Consider the following 18,230-nt stretch of genomic DNA (forward strand, 5'->3'; position numbering starts at 1 on the left):
AGATAGCCAGCGTGGATGAGGAACGGGTCATGATGATTCAACGCAACGGGCTACGTACATTTCACACCCTGGCATTGCTGCTGACGTTATCACTCTTCGGTGCGATGACTGACGCCGCCACTGCCAAGCGCAGGATCATCGTCGATCAGGATGCCTGGGGGCCTGCCGGCTCCAATCTCAAGTCCCTGCTGATGCTGCTTTATGCGCCGGATGTCGAAGTGCTGGGTTTTACCGTGTCCAGTGGTGATGGCTGGCGCGACGAGAATGTCGCCAGCCTGTTGCGTCTGTTGGAGGTGGTCGGGCGCACGGACGTGCCAGTGTATCCAGGTGCTGTATTTCCATTGGTGAACAGCGAGGTTCGCACCCGCCGCTGGGAAGCCCTCTATGGGCCGCTGGTCTACAAGGGCGCATGGAGCACGGGCGTGGCGGGCAAGCACCCGCAAACGCCGTTCGAGATTCCCGCTTTTGCCCAGGGCTTGCCCCACGCCCGGCCAGCCGCCCAGAGTGCTGCGCAGTTCATGGTAGACATGGTGCGCAGATATCCTGGCGAAGTGACAATCTGGTCTGGTGGGCCGCTGACCAATGTGGCACTGGCTGCGCGACTAGACCCGCAGTTCGCCGCCCAGGCCAGGGAGCTGGTATTCATGGGGGGCAGTTTTTTGCCCGAGCCTGCGAACAACACCTTCGCCGACGAATACCGGCAGACACCCCGCCAGGAGTTCAATATGCGTTTTGATCCGGAGGCGGCCTCCCTGGTCCTGCACGAACCCTGGCGGCAGATTACCCAGATCCCGGTGGATCCTTCCACGCGCACCCTGTGGACCAAGGATGACGACGAAGAAATTGCCCGCACCGGATCCGAGCTTGGCCAATACCTGAAAAAGTACGACCAGCCGCTACCCATTTGGGATGAAATTGCCGCCGGGGTTTGGTTGGATCCTTCATTGATCCGGCACCGAATGACGGTACTGGTCGATATCGATACCAGTTTTACTGCGGGCTACGGCAACACTCTGTCCTGGCCACAAGGCAAGGGGCCAGGTTTGGGCGAACGTGCTGTGGAGGTGATCACTGACGTCGATGTACCGGGCCTGATGGGGCAGGTGAAGACACTATTGAAGGCCGTCCGTTGATCTGGCAAACGCCTGGTCAGTTGCGATGTCCGCCTACCGCCCCCCAAGAATGCGCGGCGTCATCCGACTCAGCAGTTCTTCAGTATTCTGCTAGGACAAAGCGTCGCGCTTGGCGAAGATACTTGCCATTTGCGCCGCGTTCTCGGTTCCCCAGGTGCACAGCGGCACAATCGCTTCAGCCAGGCTGCGACCGAGCGAGGTCAGCGCGTAGTCCACGCGAGGTGGCACTTCCTTGTAGTCGGTCCGCATCAGGACTTGATCGGCTTCCAGATCCTTCAATTGCTGGATCAGCACCTTGTCGCTGACGCTCGGGATCAGACGCTTGAGCTCGCCGTAGCGCTTCGGGCCGTTGCGCAGGAAAAACAAGACCAGCGGTTTCCACTTGCCGGAGATGATGCGCAGCGTGGCGTTGAGCCCGCAACCGGTGTCACAGATTTCAGAAGTCGCCGTCATTTTTTGATACTTACCAAAAGGTGCATACTTGTCCTTAGGTTATCAGCGCTGCATCCTTGTCTCAAGCAAGAAATTCCCTGCTTGGTTGCAACTCCAACTAAGGATGCACGACATGAACCGACTGAATGGAAAGACCGCTGTCATTACCGGTGGCGCTACCGGCATCGGCCGCGCCGCCGCAAAACGCTTCATCGAGGAGGGCGCCTTCGTCTTCATCTTCGGCCGTCGGCAGGAAGCGCTCGATGCCGCTGTAGCCGAGCTCGGGCCCAATGCCCGCGCAGTGAAGGGCTCTGTCTCCGATCAGGCCGACCTCGACCGACTTTACGCGACGGTGAAAGCTGAGCGCGGAACTCTCGATATTCTCTTCGCCAATGCCGGAGCGGGAAGCCAGCTTGCGCTCGGCAAGATCACCGCCGAGCACATTGACGAAACCTTCGACACCAATGTGAAGGGGACGATTTTCACCGTCCAGAAAGCGCTGCCGCTGATGGGGCAGGGTGGTTCGATCATCCTGACCGGGTCGAGCGCCGGCACCACGGGCGCCCCGGGAATGAGCGCCTACAGCGCGAGCAAGGCGGCCGTGCGCAACCTTGCGCGGACCTGGGCGGAGGACTTGAAGGGCACTGGCATCCGGGTAAACGTACTGTCGCCCGGGGCGACGGCGACCGAACTCGCGAAGGAGGCGCTGGGCGAGGAGGGCCAGAAGGTCTACGCCGCGATGACCCCGCTTCAGCGCATGGCTGATCCGACGGAGATCGGGGCCGTGGCCGCCTTTCTCGCGTCGCCGGACAGCAGCTTCATGACTGCCAGCGAAGTCGCCGTTGACGGCGGTCTTGCGCAACTCTGACGCCCCAGGCCCAGGCGCTCCCATCGATTGTTCGGCGCGTCGTAGGACCCGGTAAACCCAGGGAGACACCATTCAATGTTGCCCTGGCTGCGTTGATGCAGAAGCTTGTCCTCCCCCAAGCGTCCTGCCGGGGGTGGCATCTGGTTTGTGCGCCGTGACAGGGCGCGTTTGCCGTCTTGTTCATCCCCCGCTCTCAGGAAAGATGCACCCGCCATTGCGCACCAGTTCCTTCACTTCCTCACTCACCTGCACGGGGTTTTGACTTAATCGAGCAATAAACGCCTCGCGGTGTCGCACGTACGACTTCGGATCATGCTTCGCGCTCCAGAGCACAATGCTGATCACAACTGGAATGAGGTCCAGGCCCTTCTCGGTCAACGTGTAAAAGTCCTTGCGCTTGTCATCGGGGCTAGGCGCCTTCGACAGAACGCCTTGCTCCTCAAGAAAGGCCAGTCGGGAAGCAAGAACGTTGGTCGCGATTCTCTCTTCCGATTTCAGGAAGTCGCCATACGTCTTCTTTCCAACAAAAACGATGTCGCGAATGATCAGGAGCGACCATCGGTCGCCGAAAATCTCCACGCCGTAGTTCACCGCGCAGTGGGATCGAAAGTCTTCTTTCAAGGTTGTCTTCATGACGGCGATCTTAGCATTGCTTGCATGGCGCAAGTAAAATTCAATAGATCACTTGCGTTTTACAAGTGATCAGCTCAGCATGGATCGTGTGCTGAATGAGTTCGTCGGGTCGCACCCGCAGCCTTGGCTGAGCGTTCCCGTATCACCATTTCTCGCACCCCATCACGCATATGGAGTCATGACATGCACGTTTTAGTCACTGGCGGAACCGGTCACATCGGTTCGTACATCATTCCCGAGCTCATCGCCGCCGGCCACGAGGTCACCGGCCTGGCCCGGTCCGACAAGTCCGCGGCTGCACTGATCGCACTCGGCGCCAAGGTGTGTCGCGGGGATATTTCCGACCTCGATGGTCTCAAGGCTGCGGCGGCGGAGGTTGACGGCGTTATTCACGTTGCGCACCGGCAAGACCTGCTCCCCATTGGCGGGATCGACGCCGTGGCCGCTGCGGAACTCCAGATCATGCTCGCGTACGGCGAGGCGCTGGCTGGAAGCGGCAAGCCGCTGGTCGTGTCGGGGAGCATTGGCGGGCCCGGGTGGGAAAAGCTGAGCCGACCAGCCACCGAGCAAGACCCGTCGCTTCCCGGCGGCGATGTGTACAAGGGGACGTTGCGGGTTCGCAACATCGTCGAAACCACCGTGATCGGCCTCGCGGAGCGGGGCGTGCGGTCGTCGATCGTGCGCATTCCTACGATCGCGCACAGCACCACCGACGTCGCCTTCCTTCCGCTGTTGATCGGGCTGGCGAAGGAAAAGGGCGTCATCGGTTACCCGGGAGAAGGCGCGAACCTGTGGCCTGCCGTACACGCCCGTGACCTCGCCATCTTGTTCCGCCTGGCGCTGGAGAAGGGGGAGGCTGGCAAATATTGGCACGGGGTCGAGAGTGAGGGCATCCGGTTCCGCGAGATCGCCGAGGCCATTGGCAGCCGCCTGGGCGTGCCGGCCGTGAGCATTCCCGCGGACGTACTGATGCTGCCGGGATACTTCGGGTTCCTCGCGAATCTGGTCACCCTGGACCTCCCGGCGTCCAACCTGATCACCCGCCAGACCCTCGGCTGGGAGCCTGCTCAGCCCGGCCTGCTCGAGGACCTGGACAACGGCCACTACTTCCCTGCCCGCTGAGTACTCCCATTCACGAGGAAACTACACATGAACACCATCAGCATCATTGGCTCAGGAGGCATGGCCGCGGCGATCGCCGGTCGTACCGCCAAGGCGGGATACACGGTTGAGGTGGTCAGCCGCGACGCCGCCAAGGCGCGGGCGCTGGTCGCCAAGCTCGCAGCCGGAGCGATCACAGGGACGTACGGGGCCACTCCGGCCGGCGACATCGTCATCCTCGCCGTGCCGTACACCGTTGCGGCGTCGGTGGTGGCCGATTACGGGGACGCGCTCGACGGCAAGGTGATCATCGACATCACTAACACGGTCTCCCCGGACCTCACGCGCCTCGTCTCTCCCGCCGGTAGTTCCGGTGCGCAGGAGATCGCCAGGATCGCCCCCGCCAGCGCGCATGTCGTGAAGGCATTCAACACCCTTTTCGGTCACGTCCTTGCCAAGCGGGGACGCCTCGACACGTTCATCGCCGCCGACGACCCGGAGGCCAAGGCGCGCGTCTCGACGTTCATCGAGAGTCTTGGGCTGCGCCCGTTGGATGTCGGCGGCCTGCACATGGCCCAGACACTCGAGGCGCTCGGCCTGATGATGATCGGCCTGGCGAAAAACGGTGCCGGCACTTGGGATATCGCCTTGAACGTCGACATCGGCTGAAACGTCGACACCCGTCCTCGGATCGATGCTCGACACCTTGAAGCGAGACGATATTCTCCTGGGTGATGCCTGCTACACCACCTATTTTCTGGCACACCATCTGATCCGGATGATCACGGCGCAACCAGCGGCATTTCGTTTGGTTAAGTAACGAGGCTGTCCCATCCCAGGCGGGTGGGCCGAACGACTTATAAATCCCACTGCCTGCCCAGGGTGTTGAGTTTTACCTGGATATTCTCGCCAGCTTGCTGGTTTCTGGGATAGCTCAATTTCGAGATTATTTGAAATTATCAATGCATCATCTAGATCGCTGTTTCTTAGGCAGAACATCAAGTTTATTGATGTTCTGCTTGTTTTTACGTCCCTTTGGGCATGTTTTTAAAAGCAGGAGCTATAAGCGAAAAATACCCGGGCAAATCATGCCGGCACTATTTACTGTAGAGGCGCCGCCAGTATTGAGTCATCACGCGTACGCTCTTCAAGTCCAGTGGAGCGAAGGTGTAGAAGCTGCGGATCTCTTCTTCATCCGGTGCGTAGCGCCCGTCTTTTATCGTTCGGTTCTCTTGCTGGGCTTCCTGCACAGAACTTGGATAGCTGTTGTACTCGGTGATGACCTTTGCAACGGTCGGGTCCAGCAGGTTGTTGATCCAGGCGTAGGCCTCTTCCTTGTTTTGCGCATCTTTGGGTATGCCCATCATGGTGAACCAGATAGGGGTCTGACCTTTGGGCGTGATGTAGCGGATATCCAGATTGAGCTTGTTATCTCGAATGATACGGTTGATCACCCCCGCATCGCCGCTCCACGCCATGGCGACACAGATGTCCTCTCGGGTGATCTGGTCGCGATAGGTCGAGTTGATCTGTTTGATGTCGGGCCACACTTTCCTGAGCTGCTCGTAAGCGGCCTTGTAGTCCTCTGGGTTCGTACTGTTGGGATCGCGGCCGAGGTAGGCGAGTGTCAGGGAGAATACGTCTTGAGGCGAATCTAGAAAGGAGATGCCGCACTTGGCCAGTTTCTGGGTAACTGCCGGATTGAATAGCAGGTCATAACTGTTCAGGTCGGCGTTCTCGCCCAGGATGGCTTTGACCTTTGGCACATTGACCAGCATGCCATCGGTGCCCCATAGGAAAGGCACGCCGTATTGATTGCCTTGGTCATGCGTCTGAATTTTCTTCAGAAGTTGAGCGTCAAGATGAGTCCTGTTGGGGATCTTTGACCAGTCCAAGGGCGCATACGCACCCGCCTGGATCTGCTTCACCATGTTTGATGAGGACGGGTAGACGACATCGTAGCCGGAGTGGCCGGTCAGCAATTTGCTTTCCAGGGTGTCATCGCTGTCCTGGATGTCGTAGTGCAACCGAATGTTGTTCTTTGCCGAGAAGTCGGACTGGACCGTTTGCGGAATGAGCTCGGACCAATTGAGTACGTGAAGCTGGCGTTCCTGAGCGCCAGTGCTGAACATCAGAAACGTCAACGCTGTAGCGAGGGTGGCACGCAGCAGGTGGCTTTTTTTATTTTTCATCGTGTGAGCTCTCGGTTTTCGATATGAACAGAGCCTTGAGGGGTACCTCAAAACACTAGAGAGCCGCCTGGGCACGCGCAACACACAATTTTCAGAGTACGGTATTAAGAAAAGTTATATCGAAAGGTTTTTGAGCTTTTCCAGAAGCCAAAGTCGGAAAGCCTTGGCCTCAGGTTTGAGACCGCCAGGCGGACTCAGCAGCAGGTACCCCTCCAGGCGCGCTTCGTGCCCAATCGGACGAACCAGCAGACCCTTTTCCAGTTCATCCATCACCAGTAGCGAGTTGGTAAGGCCCACGCCTGCCCCCGAAAGAGCCAGATCAATGACCTGGTCTGCGCTGACGTAAGACATCTCGCTGCTTAATCTGGCTTTGACCCCCTGGCTATGAAACCAGTGCCTCCACCAGTACCCGTCGTCCTCGTGTAGTAGCGTCAAATTCAACAAGTCTTTGGGGACCTGCAAGGGAGGACACTGGGCCAGGAAGTCGGGAGCGCACACCGGGAAAATGGCTGGCTGACAGAGCAGTTCAGTGGCGCCCTCGAAGTCTTCGGGATCGCCAAAGGCAATCCCCAGGTCGGTACGTTCCGCCGAGATTTGGCGAAACGAAGCGTTGGGTTCCAACGCGATACGAATACCGGGGTGGAGTGCCCGAAACTCTGGCAGTTGGTGACGCAACCATTGTCCGGCAAGACCGGGTACTACCAGCAGGCGTAACCAGCGTTGCTCGCGACGAGAGGTGAACTCATAGGAGACGTCGGCTATTTGAGTCAATGCCGAACTGACCTGTTCGAAATAGCGCCATCCGTCGGCGGTCAGCAGAACACCGCGAGGCGTTCGCTTGAACAGTGACGTGCCCAAGTACTCCTCCAGGGCTTTCACATGACGTCCGATGGCTGGTTGTGTCACATGCAGCTCTTTGGCGGCTGAAACGTAGCTGCCCAGGCGAGCGGCTGCTTCGAACGCACGAACAGCGTTCAGAGGAGGAAGTCGGTGGTTCGACATGCTTGTCCAGGTGTTAGTTTTTTTAACACCCTACCACAGAAAACGCAGGTTGTTCGGGTGGGCGACCGATTCCATTCTGTCCGCAACTTGAGCTGTTGCTGACTGGAATCCGATGAGCCCGACGATCTTTCACCCGAGTTTATACGACCGCCAACACTTTCATGCCAGCTACTGGGGCGCCATGACCCCGAGGATGGCGTTCACCCCATTGACCGGTGACACAGAGGTCGAGGTGGCGATTATCGGGGGCGGGTTGGCAGGCCTGTCCACCGCCTTTCATCTGGCCCGCGATCATCACATCGAGGCGCTGGTGCTGGAGGCCGGTGACATCGGCTGGGGGGCGAGCGGCCGCAATGCGGGCTTCAACACCCTTCCTGCCAGCAAGCTGTCTGTCGAGCAGATATTTCAACGTTGGCCAGAGCCTGACGCACGCGCGTTCTTCGACTCACAACGTGAAGGGCAGGAACTGGTCTACTCGTTGGCAAAAGAGGAGGGGTTTGATCTTCAGCGTTGCGGTAACGGCAACTTTACAGTGGCCCATTCTCCGGGTGCCTTCAGAGAGCTGATCGAGCAGTTGCCATGGCTGAGGATGGCTGCAATTCCTTGCCGAATCCTCACCCGTGATGAGTTCTCTGTCATCGGGCACGGCGGCCCTGAACAGTTTGGCGCCTTGCATGTGGAAACAGGAGGGGGTCTGAACCCTCTTGCTTTCACGCAGGGGCTTGCGCAGAGCGCGCGTCGGCACGGCGCACGAATTTGTGCCAACACGCCCATGGTGAGTTGGGAAAAACAGGGGGGGCTGCACCTCTTGCGTACACCCCATGGGGTAGTGCGTGCCCGGCAGGTGGTGTTGGCCACCAATGGCTATCGCGACGGCCCTGAGCCCAAGAGCATCGCGCGACGCGTGCTTCCCGCCATTTCCAATATTCTGGTGAGCGCCCCTCTTTCGGCCCGGCAATGGGAGAGCATCGGTCTGTCTGACCGATCGCCGATGATCGATACACGCATGCTGGTGACCTACTACCGTCGTCTGCCAGATGACCGGCTTCTGCTGGGCGCGCGCAGCGATACATGGGGCGATCCGCTACATGACAACGCCATGCGCGATAGGTTGCTGAGCTTATTGGCCCGCAAGTTCCCAGACAGCGGAGTGTTGGGTGTCGACTACTTCTGGCGTGGACTGTTGACGCTGACACGCAAGTTCACCCCGACGTGGGGGCGTTCCCTTGAGGACGCGTCAGTGCTGTTCAACCTGGGTTGCTTCGGCTCAGGGGTCAATACGATGCCATGGATGGGGCGCACGCTCGCACGGGCCATTGCCGGCGTGCCGCTGAGCGCGATGGAGGACTGCAAGGTCTACCGCCAATTGCCAGGACAACTCCCCAAAAGCCCCTGGTTGCAACGTGGCGGACTGCGCCTGGCCTATTTCCATTATGCCCTTCAAGACTGTCTCAAATGAGCCCGGTCACGATAGGCACCTTTCCTCATTACAAAGAGAGAGTCTGTATGACGGCAACTGCCCAATTGATGCGTGAGCGGTCGGCGCAGCATTTCATCAATGGCGATTATCAGGCTGGCCGCGGCTGCGTCAGCACCATCATCAATCCGGCGACCGAGCAGCCTGTGGGTGACTACGCCGAGGCGACGGCCGAAGAGATGGAGCAGGCCATCGCCCTGGCCAATCAGGTGCAGAAAGTCTGGTGGGCACTCAGTGCGTTGGAGCGTGCGGAGGCCTTGCACCAGGTGGCGGACAACTTGTACACGCTCAGCGCTACGGTTGGCGAATGCCTGACACGAGAAATGGGCAAGCCCTACCGCGAGGCTGAATGGGAAGTCCGTGCCTGCGCTTCAGCGCTGCGTTACTACGCCGAACTGGCACGCCAGGAGCAAGGGCGTGTTGCAGGGCCGGCCATCGCCGGGCAGTTGCACATGAGTCTGAAGGAGCCGCTGGGCACCGTGGTTTCCATCGTTCCCTACAACTTTCCCGTCCTGCTCATGGGGTGGCAGGCCGCCGCGGCGCTGGCTGCCGGCAACGCCATCATTGTCAAGCCATCCGAGCAGACCTCGCTCACGCAGCTCTTGCTGATGCCAGCGTTCGCACCTCTGCCCAGAGGCTTGATTCAGGTGCTGACCGGTGGGGCTGAGGTCGGGCGCCACCTGGTGGCGCATCCGCATACTCATGGCATTGCCTTTACCGGCAGCGTCAGCGCCGGTCAGGCGGTGGCACAAAGCGCGGCCTTGCGATTCAAACCCACGCTCATCGAAGCCAGTGGCAATGACCCGTTTATCGTGATGCCTTCTGCTTGTGTGGAGACGGTGGCGCGCGCAGCCGCGTATGCGGCATTTCTCAATTGCGGACAGGTGTGCACCTCCGCCGAGCGCTTTTATGTTCACGAGCAGGTGTACGAGTCTTTCGTCCAGGCGCTGAGTGCCGAGGCCCGCAAGTTGAGAATTGGAAATGGTCTGGAGCATGTGGACATCGGGCCGCTTGCGTCAGAGCGAGAGCTCAATCGAGTAGAACGGCTCGTGGCCCAGGCCCTCGAGCAGGGCGCGCGATTGGTCTGCGGTGGGAAAAGGCCAGGCCATTTGCACCGGGGGTGGTTCTTCGAACCCACTGTGCTTGAGGTCAGGCATGACATGGACATCATGCATGGTGAGTGTTTTGGCCCGATCGCACCGATTTGCAAAGTTCGCAGTCTCGACGAGGCGATCGTGTTGGCCAATGATTCCGAGATGGGGTTGGGGGCCAGTATTTATACCGAGAACCTGGCAGAGGCCATGCGTGCGATCAACGAGATCGAATCCGGTATCGTCTGGGTCAATACCCCGCTCAATGACAACGACTGTGTACCGTTTGGTGGCCGGAAAATGACCGGCACTGGACGTGAATTGGGCGTTGAGGGGCTTGAGCAGTTCCGCCGCTCAAAAATGGTGATGATTGCACCTCGTGCGGTCGATGATCCTGAATGGTTTCCCTATCCGCAGGCTGATGCGTTTCCTGTCACGACCACCCGTGTCAGTGCTTCGGCCATCCTGGGTGCTGGAGAACTCGGCCAATGAATCGCCGTACGTTGCTCAAGCAGGCTGGCGTTGTCACGATGGTGGCGGCTTCGGCTGGGGTAGGTGGCGCCTTCGCTGGGCCGGCGCGCAAAAAAGTCATCATTGTCGGCGCGGGCGTATCGGGTCTGGCAGCAGCCAGCCAACTCGCGGCTCGAGGGTATCAGGTCACGGTATTGGAGGGGCGCGAGCGCTTGGGCGGGCGCACCTGGACCAGCGCCGTCTGGCCTGACGCGCCTGTGGATCTGGGGGCGAGCTGGATTCATGGCGTCGATGGGAATCCACTGACCACGCTCGCGCACCAGGCCGGTATCGATCTGGTGTCAACCAGCTACGACAGTACCCTTGACTACGACGTTGATGGCAAGCCTGTTGGCCCGGCACGCCAGCAACGCCTTGAACAGCTCAGGAAGGCCTATGAGCAGGCCCTGCGCAAAGCCCAGCGACAGCCCCAGGACCACTCGGTACGCGCCAGCGTTGAAGATCAGCTTGACTGGGGTGGGCTGTCGGAGCCGGACAAGGAGCTCCTCGGTTTCATCACCAACAGTGCCGCAGAGCAGGAGTATGCCGGCAGTCGAGAAGAACTGTCGACGCACTGGTTCGACAGTATGGGGGGCTATCCGGGTGAGGACGCGGTGCCTGTCGGGGGGTATCGGAAACTGGTCGACTATCTGGCTCGTGGCCTCGATATACGCCTGGGACACATCGTCTCCAGCATCACCCAGGACGCCTCCGGTGTCGTTATCGTGACGTCGAAAGGCACACTGGAGGCCGACAAGGTGATCATCACTGTGCCACTGGGTGTCTTGAAGCAAAGAGCCATTGAGTTCAGACCCGCACTGCCCGAAAAAAAGCTTCAGGCGATTGCCAGACTTGGAATGGGGCACTTCAACAAGTGCTACTTGCGCTTCCCCCGTCAGTTCTGGCCGGCAGAGGATTGGCTGGAGTTCATTCCCTCGCAGGCGCAGCACGGTCAGTGGAGCCAATGGCTGAACCTGGCGCGCCTCACGGGACAGCCGGTGCTGCTGGCGTTCAATGCGGGTGAGTTCGGCGGCGCCATTGAGCACTGGAGTGATCAGCAGATGGTGATCGCTGCGATGACGCGTCTGCGGCAGGTTTTTGGTGCGAACACACCTGATCCAATCGCTTATCAGGTGACGCGCTGGAGTCAGGACCCTTTCAGTTACGGTGCCTACTCGTTCAATCGATTGGGAACGGCGGCTCACACCCGCGACGATCTGGCTGCTCCCATCGCCGGTCGCTTGTTCTTCGCCGGCGAGGCAACCCACCGAGAGATGTTCGCGACGGTGCATGGCGCCTTGTTATCCGGCAGGCGCGCGGCTCAGGAGGTCGAAAAGGGTTTTGCGGCTCAGGGGTAAGTCCAGCGCCTTTATGCCGCAGGGTCAACGACGGGCGCGGCCTGTCGTTGTCCGTGGCAGGGCTGACCGTGGTTTGCTGTATGAAAGATAGGATTTCCAGACGGCCCTCTACTATTTTTCATCCATGGTTAGCCCGATGGGTGCGATCTAGCATTCAAACATCTTCACACAAGGTGTTCTGAGCATGTCTTCCTTCCAAGCAAGTCCTCTCGCAGCGATGCGTGCCAAACATGTTTCCAACGGTGTGGCCGTTGCTCATCCCATCACGGTCAGTCGAGCCGCGGGCGCCTATATCTGGGACGACCATGGCAACAAGTATCTGGATTTCGTTGGTGGCATTGGCGTTCTGAACGTCGGTCACAACCACCCCAGGGTGGTGGAGGCCGTACGCAAGCAGTTGGAAAGCTACTCCCACGTGTGCTTCCAGGTAGCGGCCTATGAGCCATACGTGGCGCTGGCTGAGAAACTGAACGCGTTGGTATCGCCCGAGGCGTCATTCAAGTCGGTCTTTTTCACCACCGGTGCCGAGGCTGTCGAGAACGCGGTCAAGATCGCTCGAAGCCATACGGGGCGTCCGGGGGTGATTGCTTTCCGTGGCGGGTTCCATGGTCGTACGTTGCTGGGGATGACACTGACCGGTATGAGTCAACCTTACCGGCAAACCTTCGGGCCCTTTGCGCCGGACGTTTATCACACGCCTTATCCAAACCCTTATCGCGGCGTGAGCAGCGAGCAGGCACTGGCAGCCTTGCAGGAAGTCTTCGACACACAGATCGCGGCTGATCGCGTCGCTGCGATCATTATTGAACCGGTCCAGGGAGATGGCGGTTTTGTCGCGGCCCCTGTCGAGTTCATGCAGGCACTGCGCCGTCTGACTCATGAGCGCGGCATCGTGCTGATCTGCGATGAGATCCAGACCGGGTTTGGTCGTACGGGGAAGATGTTCGGCTTCCAGCACTCCGGTATCAAGCCAGACCTGGTCACTGTGGCCAAGAGCCTCGCCGGCGGCCTTCCTCTTTCGGGGGTGGTTGGACGCGCCGAATTGATGGACTCGCCCAAGCCCGGTGGCCTCGGAGGGACCTATGGGGGCAACCCGCTGGGTTGCGCCGCCGCTTTGGCCGTGCTCGACATCTTCGAGAGTGAGCAACTCGTTGCCCGCAGCCAAGCCATTGGCGAGCAGTTGGGGGATGGTTTGCGAGCGCTGCAGCAACGCTTCTCGAGCATCGGTGAGGTGCGCGCCACCGGTGCGATGTGCGCGGTCGAGTTGGTGACGGACCTTGTGAGCAAGGAGCCTGATGCTGGTCTGGCGCAGCGAGTGATCGATGCGGCACGTGAACAGGGCCTTTTGCTCATCAAGTGCGGCGTCTATCGCAATGTCGTGCGTTTTCTGTGCCCGTTGGTGATCTCCGAATCGGATGTCACTCAAGCCCTGGTGAATTTTGAGGCCGCCCTGCAAGTCAGCGGTGCCTGAACCCTTGGCGGGGGGATGCCCCCGTTCATGAGCGTTCCAATGATCGATCCTGTGCGGAGAGAAATAACGTGTCGAGTAAGAATCTGGAAGCACTGACCGGTAAAGCGGCTCTATGGGTGTTGCCATCCTTGAGCGAGCGTTCGCAGCAGCTTCCCGTCTATGCGGTCGTCAACCCGGCAACCGCAAACCCCATTGCCTGGGTACCTGATTGCAAGGAGGCCGAGGCTGAGGTGGTTGCGGAGCAATCCCTGCAGGCCTTTGCGTCCTGGAAGCAAACAACGGCCTATGCTCGCAGCCAATTGCTGAGGAAATGGTTCGACCGAATGGTGGCTTCGATCGATGAGCTGGCCAAGGCCATCTCCCTGGAGATGGGTAAGCCGATCAAGGAGGCCCGTGGGGAGGTGATGTATGCCGCTGCCTTTGCCGAGTGGTATGCCGAAGAGGCCAAGCGCTTGTATGGCGAGACCTTTGCCAGTCAGTTCGAACACAAGCGCCTGTATGCGCTGCGCCAACCGGTAGGGCCCGTCTATGCAGTCACACCGTGGAATTTTCCCGCGGCGATGATCACGCGCAAGGTAGCGCCTGCGCTCGCCGCCGGTTGCACAGTGATCGTCAAGCCTGCCGAGCAATCGCCGCTGACGGCGCTTTTGCTGGAGAAGTACTGGCTGGAAGTGGGTGGGGTACCGGGAACCTTTCAGGTCATTACCAGCAATCAGCCCGCGGCCGTTTCCAGCGTGTTTTTCGAAGACGCGCGCATACGCAAGCTCACCTTTACCGGCAGCACCGATGTGGGTGTGCATCTGTATCGTCAGTCGGCGGCCACCATGAAGCGGGTGTCGCTTGAATTGGGCGGACATGCTCCGTTCATTGTATTTGCCGATGCGGACATCGAGCGCGCGGCCGAAGAGATCCTGCAGTGCAAATTTCGCAACGCCGGGCAGACCTGCGTGTGCACCAATCGTATCTACGTGCACCGTTCGATCCGAGACTCGCTGGTAGCGGTACTGTCGGCCAAGGTGGCAGCACTGCGTGTCGGCGACCCTGCCCTTGAGGACACACAGATCGGTCCCCTGGTTGATGAGCAAGGGCTGCACAAAGTGCGCGAGCACGTGGACGATGCGGTCAGTCAGGGTGCACGGGTCGCCGTCGGTGGGCGGGCGTTGCAGGGGTTGTACTTCGAACCGACGGTGCTGGTCGATGTTGCCCCGGGCATGCGCATCTTGCAGGAGGAAACCTTCGGCCCTGTTGCGCCCGTGCTGGTGTTCGACACGGTTGACGAGGTGGTCGCCGCCGCCAACGACACACCCTTTGGCCTGGCCGCTTATCTCTGGACCCGGGACCTGGACACGGCACACCGTGTATCCGAGGCACTGGACTACGGCATCGTTGGCATCAACGACGGAGCACCGTCGACGCCCCAAGCGCCTTTTGGCGGGGTGAAGATGAGCGGGATCGGGCGCGAAGGGGGTCAATGGGGTATCCAGGAGTATCTGGATACGAAGTTCGTATCCGTTGGCCTTGCGCCCAGAACTTGAGGATCTTTGATGACACCTTATGAAGCGTTCAGCCATGTCGACATTCGTATCGGGCAAATCGTGCGTGTCGAACTCAATGAAAAAGCGAAGAAGCCGGCCTACAAGTTCTGGATCGATTTCGGCGAGCTGGGCACCAAGACCACCAGTGCGCAGTACACCCGTCTCTATCAGCCGCAGGAGCTGATCGGCAAGCAGGTGGTGTGTGCCGTCAATCTGGGCGACCGGAGCATTGCCGGATTCACCTCGCAGGTTTTGATGCTGGGGGCCGAGGCCGGTGAGGGCGAAGTGGTTTACCTGGCACCGGAACGTCAGGTCGAGCCGGGCCGCAGAGTTTTCTGAAGCCGTAACCTGGAGCCGTCATGAGCCGGCGGCCCCACCCTGATATCCATTTTCTTTCCAAAAAGGACACCATGATGAAACTCACTGATTTCAAAGCACTGACATTCGACTGCTACGGTACCCTGATCGACTGGGAATCGGGAATCGTCAATGCCTTGCAGCCTGTGGTCAAGCGCAGTGGCAAGGCGTTGACGCGCGACCAGATTCTCGAAGTCTTCGGGCGCCACGAGTCTCCCCAGCAGTCGCTGACACCGGATGCCTTGTACCCCGATATCCTGCGTTTGGTCTATGACCGTATTGCCAAGGAACTGGGGGTGGAGCCCGATGCCGCCGAGCGTGAAGCGTTCGGTACTTCGGTCAAGGACTGGCCCGCGTTCCCTGATTCGGTCGAGGCGCTGCGCTACCTGAAAAAACACTACAAGCTGGTCATCCTGTCGAACATTGACCGCAATGAATTCAAACTCAGCAACGCCAAGCTGGGCGTCGAATTCGATCACATCATCACGGCGCAGGATGTGGGTTCCTACAAACCCAACCCGAATAACTTCACCTACATGATCGAGGCGTTGGCCAAGGCCGGCATCAAGAAAAACGAGATCCTGCATACCGCAGAGAGCCTCTACCACGATCACGTACCTGCCAACGCCGCAGGCCTGGCAGGGGCGTGGATCCATCGTCGCCACGGCCAGGAAGGTTTCGGGGCAACCCACGTGCCGGCGACTGAGGCTACCTACGACTTCCGTTTCACCAGCATGGCGCAGATGGTCGAGAGCCATCAGAAACTGGTGGGCTGATCTTCGGCTGCAGGGAGCCTCCGGCTCCCTGTGTCCTGAGAGAGGGCATCAATCGTTTTGTCAGCAGGGGTGTTGCTTATGAGCACGGTCACGTGCGGCGTGCGTACGCAGGGTTACTGGTTGGCTGCCGTCGGTGCCATCCTGGTGTGGAGCACATTGGCCCTGAGTGTGACCTTTTGTGCTGATGTCCCGCCGTTGTTCATGACCGGTATTGCGCTGAGTATTGGCGCATTGATGGGATTGCCCTGGGTGAAGGCATGGTCGATGCCCTGGCCGCTGCTGCTTATCGGCACGGTGTGCATGCTGGGCTATCACGTCATCTACTTCTATGCCTTGCAAATGGCCGATCCCATCGGTGTCAGCCTGATCCACTATCTCTGGCCGGTCATGATCGTCGTCCTGGCTCCGTTGTTCGTTCGGAACGGAACCCTGAGCAAGCGTTGTCTGCTGGCCGGTATCGTCGGTTTTCTGGGGGCGATCATCAGCTGTGATACCTCACAGTTGGTGGGGGCTGATGGCCTGCTGGGTTATGGGCTGGCGCTTCTGTCCGCATTGGTCTGGGCAGTTTACTCCCTGCTGGCCAAGAAGTACCCGGGCGTGCAAAGCGCTTCTGTCGGGTTGTTCTGCCTGATATCCGGGGTCGTCTGTCTGGTGGGGTTTCGCATGGGGCATCCATGGCCCTCCTTGGATACCCGCGAAACCCTGGCCCTTGTCTATATGGGCATCGGCCCCATGGGTGGCGCGTTCTATCTGTGGGACCTGGCGATGAAGAAAGCCGATCCCCAGCAGGTTGCAGTGCTCAGTTATGCCACCCCCGTGTTGTCCACGGCCTTTCTGGCACTGTACCTGGGGCAGGGCATGCAGTTATCGATATGGTTCGGTGCTCTGCTGGTAGTTGTTTCGATGGTGATGACTCGAAGTTTCAAACTTTGATCATGTACTTCTAAAAATAAAAAGGCGTCATCGGTTAAATAAACGTTTTGTGTTTATGTGGCCTCCCATTAAGTACTGCCCATTCTACTGAAGTAATAGTTCGATAAATGATCGGCGCGTCGCGCGAATAGCGGGATTTGTGTTGATCGTTTGTTCGGCTGTTGTTTTCGCAAAAGCATAATAAGTCCAATAGCAAAGAGAGTAACAGAATGGAAAAGCGCAATATTCACACCCTTGTGGGTGGCGTTTCGATCACCCTCGCAATGGCTCTTTCCACCCCCGTTCTGGCCGACCTCAGAATCGGTGTTGCCGGGCCGCATACAGGGCCCAATGCGGCCTTTGGCGAACAGATGTGGCGGGGCGCCCAACAGGCTGCCGAGGATATCAATGCCAAGGGAGGCATCAATGGCGAGAAAATCGTCCTGGTGAAGGGGGATGACGCCTGCGAGCCTAAACAGGCGGTGGCGGCCGCCAACAAACTGGTCGACTCCGACAAGGTCGTGGGGGTCATCGGGCACTATTGTTCTTCGTCCTCGATGCCGGCCTCGGAAATCTATGACGAAGCCGGTGTGCTGACCATCACGCCGGCTTCCTCGAGTCCCAAGCTGACCGAGCGCGGCTTGGCGACCTTCTTCCGTATGTCCGGTCGGGACGACCAGCAGGGCCAGGTCGCGGCGGACTACATTGCCCACACGCTCAAGGCTACCCAGGTGGCGGTCATTCATGACAAGGACACCTTCGGACAGGGAGTGGCCGACACCACTCGCTTGAAGCTCAAGGAATATGGCGTCGACACGGTCCTCTACGAAGGCCTCACCCGGGGTGAAAAGGACTTCAACGCGCTGGTGACCAAATTGCGTTCGGTCTCGCCGCAAGTGGTGTACTTCGGTGGTTGCCATCCGGAAGCAGGCCCTCTGGTGCGTCAAATGCGCGAGCAGGGGATGACGGCCAAGTTCGTATCAGATGATTGTGTGGTGACCGACCAGTTGGTCACCACGGCTGGCGGAGCGCAGTTTACCGACGGTGTATTGATGACCTTTTATGCCGACCCACGCAGCTTGCCGGGCGGGCAGCAGGTGTTGGTGAAGCTTCGCGAGAAGGGCTTCGAACCGGAAGGCTACACCCTGTTCTCCTATGCCGCCCTGCAGGCAATGGCGGCGGCGTTCAACGGCGTGGGGACCACCCAAGGGCTCAGGGCTGCCGATTGGCTCAAGAGCCATACGGTCGACACCATTCTCGGCCAGAAAAGCTGGGACAAGAAAGGTGACCTCAAAGAGTCGCCTTATGTGATGTACCAGTGGGATGCACAAGGGCGCTACCACCAGCTCTAGAAGAACTGGCCCGGTTGACATTCAGGCCTG

The 18,230-nt window shown here is 59.3% G+C and carries 17 protein-coding genes; 13 read left to right on the forward strand and 4 right to left on the reverse strand.

Features of this window, described 5'->3' with window-relative positions; all coding sequences use genetic code 11:
* Window positions 1-29 precede the first annotated feature (29 nt).
* A complete protein-coding gene (locus KI243_RS11975; RefSeq protein ID WP_212810861.1) occupies window positions 30-1,133 on the forward strand; it encodes a nucleoside hydrolase in 1,104 nt (367 codons plus the stop codon).
* 90 nt (window positions 1,134-1,223) lie between these two features.
* Here the strand turns inward: KI243_RS11975 and KI243_RS11980 are convergent, their stop codons facing one another.
* A complete protein-coding gene (locus KI243_RS11980) occupies window positions 1,224-1,586 on the reverse strand; it encodes a helix-turn-helix domain-containing protein (protein WP_017128909.1) in 363 nt (120 codons plus the stop codon).
* A 112-nt stretch (window positions 1,587-1,698) separates the two neighbouring features.
* On the opposite strand from KI243_RS11980, the gene KI243_RS11985 reads away from it, so the two are divergent.
* Window positions 1,699-2,433, forward strand: a complete 735-nt coding sequence (locus KI243_RS11985; RefSeq protein ID WP_017128910.1) for an SDR family oxidoreductase — start codon at window positions 1,699-1,701, stop codon at window positions 2,431-2,433.
* 180 nt (window positions 2,434-2,613) lie between these two features.
* On the opposite strand, the gene KI243_RS11990 is transcribed toward KI243_RS11985, so the two are convergent.
* Window positions 2,614-3,066, reverse strand: a complete 453-nt coding sequence (locus tag KI243_RS11990) for a helix-turn-helix domain-containing protein (protein WP_042936887.1) — start codon at window positions 3,064-3,066, stop codon at window positions 2,614-2,616.
* A 183-nt stretch (window positions 3,067-3,249) separates the two neighbouring features.
* Between KI243_RS11990 and KI243_RS11995 the strand changes: the two genes are divergently transcribed.
* Window positions 3,250-4,188, forward strand: a complete 939-nt coding sequence (locus KI243_RS11995) for an SDR family oxidoreductase (protein ID WP_017128912.1) — start codon at window positions 3,250-3,252, stop codon at window positions 4,186-4,188.
* Window positions 4,189-4,215: 27 nt separating this feature from the next.
* A complete protein-coding gene (locus tag KI243_RS12000) occupies window positions 4,216-4,836 on the forward strand; it encodes an NAD(P)-binding domain-containing protein (protein WP_017128913.1) in 621 nt (206 codons plus the stop codon).
* Window positions 4,837-5,264: 428 nt separating this feature from the next.
* Here the strand turns inward: KI243_RS12000 and KI243_RS12005 are convergent, their stop codons facing one another.
* Both KI243_RS12005 and KI243_RS12010 read right to left on the reverse strand, forming a co-directional pair.
* The gene (locus tag KI243_RS12005) at window positions 5,265-6,359 is read right to left on the reverse strand and encodes an extracellular solute-binding protein (protein ID WP_017128914.1); all 1,095 of its coding nucleotides are present in this window, start codon (window positions 6,357-6,359) and stop codon (window positions 5,265-5,267) included.
* 114 nt (window positions 6,360-6,473) lie between these two features.
* Complete coding sequence (locus KI243_RS12010; protein WP_042936732.1) at window positions 6,474-7,361, reverse strand: LysR substrate-binding domain-containing protein; 888 nt, start codon at window positions 7,359-7,361, stop codon at window positions 6,474-6,476.
* 112 nt (window positions 7,362-7,473) lie between these two features.
* On the opposite strand from KI243_RS12010, the gene KI243_RS12015 reads away from it, so the two are divergent.
* The 9 genes from KI243_RS12015 to KI243_RS12055 all read left to right on the forward strand — a co-directional run bounded on the left by KI243_RS12015 (window position 7,474) and on the right by KI243_RS12055 (window position 18,200).
* Window positions 7,474-8,820: an FAD-binding oxidoreductase gene (locus KI243_RS12015; protein WP_017128916.1), complete on the forward strand. Its 1,347-nt coding sequence runs from the start codon at window positions 7,474-7,476 to the stop codon at window positions 8,818-8,820.
* Between the two features lie 47 nt (window positions 8,821-8,867).
* Entirely contained in the window at window positions 8,868-10,421 is a 1,554-nt protein-coding gene (locus KI243_RS12020; protein ID WP_017128917.1) for an aldehyde dehydrogenase family protein, read from the forward strand.
* On the forward strand, window positions 10,418-11,797 hold the full coding sequence (locus KI243_RS12025; RefSeq protein ID WP_017128918.1) for an FAD-dependent oxidoreductase: 1,380 nt from the start codon (window positions 10,418-10,420) through the stop codon (window positions 11,795-11,797). The genes KI243_RS12020 and KI243_RS12025 overlap by 4 nt, the downstream gene beginning before the upstream one ends.
* Window positions 11,798-11,981: 184 nt before the next feature.
* The gene (gabT, locus tag KI243_RS12030) at window positions 11,982-13,268 is read left to right on the forward strand and encodes a 4-aminobutyrate--2-oxoglutarate transaminase (protein WP_042936734.1); all 1,287 of its coding nucleotides are present in this window, start codon (window positions 11,982-11,984) and stop codon (window positions 13,266-13,268) included.
* Between the two features lie 68 nt (window positions 13,269-13,336).
* Window positions 13,337-14,803, forward strand: a complete 1,467-nt coding sequence (locus KI243_RS12035; protein WP_244861841.1) for an NAD-dependent succinate-semialdehyde dehydrogenase — start codon at window positions 13,337-13,339, stop codon at window positions 14,801-14,803.
* A gap of 9 nt (window positions 14,804-14,812) precedes the next feature.
* Window positions 14,813-15,142: a tRNA-binding protein gene (locus KI243_RS12040; RefSeq protein WP_017128921.1), complete on the forward strand. Its 330-nt coding sequence runs from the start codon at window positions 14,813-14,815 to the stop codon at window positions 15,140-15,142.
* Between the two features lie 74 nt (window positions 15,143-15,216).
* Complete coding sequence (locus KI243_RS12045) at window positions 15,217-15,936, forward strand: haloacid dehalogenase type II (RefSeq protein WP_042936738.1); 720 nt, start codon at window positions 15,217-15,219, stop codon at window positions 15,934-15,936.
* 78 nt (window positions 15,937-16,014) lie between these two features.
* Complete coding sequence (locus KI243_RS12050; protein ID WP_017128923.1) at window positions 16,015-16,869, forward strand: EamA family transporter; 855 nt, start codon at window positions 16,015-16,017, stop codon at window positions 16,867-16,869.
* A 209-nt stretch (window positions 16,870-17,078) separates the two neighbouring features.
* Window positions 17,079-18,200: a branched-chain amino acid ABC transporter substrate-binding protein gene (locus KI243_RS12055; protein WP_017128924.1), complete on the forward strand. Its 1,122-nt coding sequence runs from the start codon at window positions 17,079-17,081 to the stop codon at window positions 18,198-18,200.
* Window positions 18,201-18,230 lie beyond the last annotated feature (30 nt).

Origin of the sequence: Pseudomonas sp. Ost2 (assembly GCF_018326065.1) — a bacterium.
Lineage (GTDB): Bacteria > Pseudomonadota > Gammaproteobacteria > Pseudomonadales > Pseudomonadaceae > Aquipseudomonas > Aquipseudomonas gingeri.